Origin of the sequence: Cellulomonas soli (assembly GCF_052036975.1) — a bacterium.
Classification (GTDB): Bacteria; Actinomycetota; Actinomycetes; order Actinomycetales; family Cellulomonadaceae; genus Cellulomonas; species Cellulomonas soli_A.
The window spans coordinates 1-5,561 of record NZ_JBQIAR010000029.1; the positions used below are offsets into that span (position 1 = coordinate 1).

The window sequence follows — 5,561 nt, forward strand, 5'->3', positions numbered from 1 at the left end:
GCCTCCGGGCAGGTCGAGAGACTGAATCGGATGCGCGTCTGTTCCTTGAGAACTCAACAGTGTGCCAAGTAGTCGATGCCAAGATGGTTCATCGTGCTTGATCGTCTTGCCGGTTTCGGTAGGGTGTGATGGTGGGGTGAGTCTTGGTTGAGATGGATCGTTGCCTACCTCCGTGGGTGGCGGTTTTATTGAAGCCGAATCTGATTGGTCTTCGGACCGTTTCGTGTGTCGGTTGCCGTGCCGCTTCGGTGGTGGGGTGCCATGTAGACATTAACGGAGAGTTTGATTCTGGCTCAGGACGAACGCTGGCGGCGTGCTTAACACATGCAAGTCGAACGGTGATGATCAAGCTTGCTTGGTCTGATCAGTGGCGAACGGGTGAGTAACACGTGAGTAACCTGCCCTTCACTCTGGGATAAGCCTTGGAAACGAGGTCTAATACCGGATATGAGACGCACAGGCATCTGTAGCGTCTGGAAAGATTTATCGGTGAGGGATGGGCTCGCGGCCTATCAGCTTGTTGGTGGGGTGATGGCCTACCAAGGCGACGACGGGTAGCCGGCCTGAGAGGGCGACCGGCCACACTGGGACTGAGACACGGCCCAGACTCCTACGGGAGGCAGCAGTGGGGAATATTGCACAATGGGCGCAAGCCTGATGCAGCGACGCCGCGTGAGGGATGACGGCCTTCGGGTTGTAAACCTCTTTCAGCAGGGAAGAAGCGAAAGTGACGGTACCTGCAGAAGAAGCGCCGGCTAACTACGTGCCAGCAGCCGCGGTAATACGTAGGGCGCAAGCGTTGTCCGGAATTATTGGGCGTAAAGAGCTCGTAGGCGGTTTGTCGCGTCTGCTGTGAAAACCTAAGGCTCAACCTTGGGCTTGCAGTGGGTACGGGCAGACTAGAGTGCGGTAGGGGTGACTGGAATTCCTGGTGTAGCGGTGGAATGCGCAGATATCAGGAGGAACACCGATGGCGAAGGCAGGTCACTGGGCCGCAACTGACGCTGAGGAGCGAAAGCATGGGGAGCGAACAGGATTAGATACCCTGGTAGTCCATGCCGTAAACGTTGGGCACTAGGTGTGGGGCTCATTCCACGAGTTCCGTGCCGCAGCAAACGCATTAAGTGCCCCGCCTGGGGAGTACGGCCGCAAGGCTAAAACTCAAAGAAATTGACGGGGGCCCGCACAAGCGGCGGAGCATGCGGATTAATTCGATGCAACGCGAAGAACCTTACCAAGGCTTGACATACACCGGAAAAGTGCAGAGATGTGCTCCCCGCAAGGTCGGTGTACAGGTGGTGCATGGTTGTCGTCAGCTCGTGTCGTGAGATGTTGGGTTAAGTCCCGCAACGAGCGCAACCCTCGTCCTATGTTGCCAGCGGGTTATGCCGGGGACTCATAGGAGACTGCCGGGGTCAACTCGGAGGAAGGTGGGGATGACGTCAAATCATCATGCCCCTTATGTCTTGGGCTTCACGCATGCTACAATGGCCGGTACAAAGGGCTGCGATACCGCAAGGTGGAGCGAATCCCAAAAAGCCGGTCTCAGTTCGGATTGGGGTCTGCAACTCGACCCCATGAAGTCGGAGTCGCTAGTAATCGCAGATCAGCAACGCTGCGGTGAATACGTTCCCGGGCCTTGTACACACCGCCCGTCAAGTCACGAAAGTCGGTAACACCCGAAGCCGGTGGCCCAACTCGTAAGAGAGGGAGCCGTCGAAGGTGGGACTGGCGATTGGGACTAAGTCGTAACAAGGTAGCCGTACCGGAAGGTGCGGCTGGATCACCTCCTTTCTAAGGAGCATCTGGCAGCAGTACCGCCTGTCATGGGTGGTGCGGGTTGTCCAGGCCCACGCCCTGGCCGAACGAGCTGGGGGTGGTGCTCAAGGGTGGAACATCGACTACGGCCGGCTTTCGTTGCCGGCAGCTCCTAGTACGCCGCCTTGTGCGGGTGGGAACGGATGTCTGCTGGTGGTGGGGTCGGCCTGGCACGCTGTTGGGTCCTGAGGGAACAGCCTGGAAGGGTTGTTGTCTTGGGGCTGGTCACTGGGTCTGTTGCCTTGAGGGGTGATGGGTTCGGTGGTGGGCCTGCGGGCCTGCCTGGTCCGGATGAACCGCTTCCACTGTGGTGGGGGTAGGCGCCGGGGAGGGTGGGAGCCGGTCGTAGCTTGAGAACTGCACAGTGGACGCGAGCATCTTTTTGAATGATCTTTGTGGTCAAGTTTATAAGGGCACAGGGTGGATGCCTTGGCACCAGGAGCCGAAGAAGGACGTTGTAGCCTGCGATAAGCCTCGGGGAGTTGGCAAACGAACCGTGATCCGAGGATGTCCGAATGGGGAAACCCCGCACGAGTCATGTCGTGTGACCCTCACCTGAATATATAGGGTGAGTGGAGGGAACGCCGGGAAGTGAAACATCTCAGTACCGGCAGGAAGAGATATTCCGTGAGTAGTGGCGAGCGAAAGCGGATCAGGCCAAACCGTGTACGTGTTCAAGCCGGCAGGCGTTGCGTACGCGGGGTTGTGGGACCTTTCAGTTGACTCTGCCGAGTCAGCAGGGAGTCAGAAAGTCGCGTCATAGTCGAAGGGCATTGAAAGGCCCGGCACAGAGGGTGGTACCCCCGTAGACGAAATGGCGTGGCCTCCCGAAGGGGATCCCAAGTAGCTCCGGGCCCGAGAAACCCGGAGTGAATCTGCACAGACCACTGTGTAAGCCTAAATACTACCTGGTGACCGATAGCGGACAAGTACCGTGAGGGAAAGGTGAAAAGTACCCCGGGAGGGGAGTGAAATAGTACCTGAAACCGTGTGCCTACAATCCGTTGGAGCCTCCCTAGCAGGGGTGACAGCGTGCCTTTTGAAGAATGAGCCTGCGAGTTAGTGGTACGTGGCGAGGTTAACCCGTGTGGGGAAGCCGTAGCGAAAGCGAGTCCGAATAGGGCGATTGAGTCGCGTGCTCTAGACCCGAAGCGGAGTGATCTAGCCATGGGCAGGGTGAAGCGCGGGTAAGACCGCGTGGAGGCCCGAACCCACCAGGGTTGAAAACCTGGGGGATGACCTGTGGTTAGGGGTGAAAGGCCAATCAAACTCCGTGATAGCTGGTTCTCCCCGAAATGCATTTAGGTGCAGCGTCACGTGTTTCTTGCCGGAGGTAGAGCTACTGGATAGCCGATGGGCCCCACCAGGTTACTGACGTTAGCCAAACTCCGAATGCCGGTAAGTGAGAGCGTGGCAGTGAGACTGCGGGGGATAAGCTCCGTAGTCGAGAGGGAAACAGCCCAGACCACCAGCTAAGGCCCCTAAGCGTGTGCTAAGTGGGAAAGGATGTGGAGTTGCACAGACAACCAGGAGGTTGGCTTAGAAGCAGCCACCCTTGAAAGAGTGCGTAATAGCTCACTGGTCAAGTGATTCCGCGCCGACAATGTAGCGGGGCTCAAGCACACCGCCGAAGCTGTGGCATTCACATACTAGACAAGCCTTCGTGGTTCAGTCGTGTGGATGGGTAGGGGAGCGTCGTGTGGCGGGTGAAGTCGCGGGGTAACCCAGCGGTGGACGCCACACGAGTGAGAATGCAGGCATGAGTAGCGAATGACGGGTGAGAAACCCGTCCGCCGAATGACCAAGGGTTCCAGGGCCAGGCTAATCCGCCCTGGGTAAGTCGGGACCTAAGGCGAGGCCGACAGGCGTAGTCGATGGACAACGGGTTGATATTCCCGTACCGGCGAAGAACCGCCCATACCGAGCCCGGTGATGCTAACCGTCCGATGGTACGCACCGTCCCTTCGGGGACATCGCGTATCGGAGCACGGGACCCGAACCGGTAGTAGGTAAGCGTATTAACAGGGGTGACGCAGGAAGGTAGCCCAGCGTGGCGATGGTAGTCCACGTCCAAGGTCGTAGGGTGAGAGGTAGGCAAATCCGCCTCTCGTGAAGCCTGAGAGCCGATGGTGACCGTGTATGCGGGATGATTGGGTGATCCTATGCTGCCAAGAAAAGCCTCGACGCGAGGTTCTAGCCGCCCGTACCCCAAACCGACTCAGGTGGTCAGGTAGAGAATACCAAGGCGATCGAGAGAATCGTGGTTAAGGAACTCGGCAAAATGCCCCCGTAACTTCGGGAGAAGGGGGGCCTGAAGCGTGAACCGGCATGCCCGGGGAAGCGTGAAGGGCCGCAGAGACCAGGGAGAAGCGACTGTTTACTAAAAACACAGGTCCGTGCGAAGTCGCAAGACGATGTATACGGACTGACGCCTGCCCGGTGCTGGAAGGTTAAGAGGACGGGTCAGCCGCAAGGCGAAGCTCAGAATTTAAGCCCCAGTAAACGGCGGTGGTAACTATAACCATCCTAAGGTAGCGAAATTCCTTGTCGGGTAAGTTCCGACCTGCACGAATGGCGTAACGACTTCTCCGCTGTCTCAACCGCGAACTCGGCGAAATTGCACTACGAGTAAAGATGCTCGTTACGCGCAGCAGGACGGAAAGACCCCGGGACCTTTACTATAGCTTGGTATTGGTGTTCGGTGCGGCTTGTGTAGGATAGGTGGGAGACTGTGAAGCCGGCACGCCAGTGTCGGTGGAGTCAACGTTGAAATACCACTCTGGTCGCTCTGGATATCTAACCTCGGTCCGTCATCCGGACCAGGGACAGTGCCTGGTGGGTAGTTTAACTGGGGCGGTTGCCTCCTAAAATGTAACGGAGGCGCTCAAAGGTTCCCTCAGCCTGGTTGGCAATCAGGTGGCGAGTGCAAGTGCACAAGGGAGCTTGACTGTGAGACTGACAGGTCGAGCAGGGACGAAAGTCGGAACTAGTGATCCGGCGGTGGCTTGTGGAAGCGCCGTCGCTCAACGGATAAAAGGTACCCCGGGGATAACAGGCTGATCTTGCCCAAGAGTCCATATCGACGGCATGGTTTGGCACCTCGATGTCGGCTCGTCGCATCCTGGGGCTGGAGTAGGTCCCAAGGGTTGGGCTGTTCGCCCATTAAAGCGGTACGCGAGCTGGGTTTAGAACGTCGTGAGACAGTTCGGTCCCTATCCGCTGCGCGCGCAGGAAACTTGAGAAGGGCTGTCCCTAGTACGAGAGGACCGGGACGGACGAACCTCTGGTGTGCCAGTTGTTCCGCCAGGAGCACGGCTGGTTGGCTACGTTCGGAAGGGATAACCGCTGAAAGCATCTAAGCGGGAAGCCTGCTTCAAGATGAGGTTTCCATGCCCCCTTGAGGGGTGAGAGGCTCCCAGCTAGACCACTGGGTAGATAGGCCGGATGTGGAAGAAGGGACTAAAGACCTTCGCAGCTGACCGGTACTAATAAGCCGACAACTTCACCACTTCATTCATTGCTACGCGTCCACTGTGCGGTTCCCGAGAGACGAACGGGAACCCGTTTGAGAACTCGATATCGTTACGGCGGTCATAGCGAAGGGGAAACGCCCGGTCCCATTCCGAACCCGGAAGCTAAGCCCTTCAGCGCCGATGGTACTGCACTCGCCAGGGTGTGGGAGAGTAGGACGCCGCCGGACACCATTCACGAAGAGCCATCCCCGCGAGGGGATGGCTCTTCGT

The 5,561-nt window shown here is 57.9% G+C and carries 3 rRNA genes; all 3 read left to right on the forward strand.

The window, feature by feature from the left end:
• Nucleotides 1-270: 270 nt before the first annotated feature.
• The 3 genes from ACTHAM_RS17365 (at nucleotide 271) to rrf (ending at nucleotide 5,518) form a co-directional block, all read left to right on the forward strand.
• Nucleotides 271-1,794: ribosomal RNA gene (locus ACTHAM_RS17365) — 16S ribosomal RNA — on the forward strand.
• Between the two features lie 421 nt (nucleotides 1,795-2,215).
• A 23S ribosomal RNA gene (locus ACTHAM_RS17370) occupies nucleotides 2,216-5,327 on the forward strand.
• A 74-nt stretch (nucleotides 5,328-5,401) separates the two neighbouring features.
• Nucleotides 5,402-5,518: ribosomal RNA gene (rrf, locus tag ACTHAM_RS17375) — 5S ribosomal RNA — on the forward strand.
• The 16S, 23S and 5S rRNA genes sit together here, the layout of an rRNA operon.
• Nucleotides 5,519-5,561: the final 43 nt, after the last annotated feature.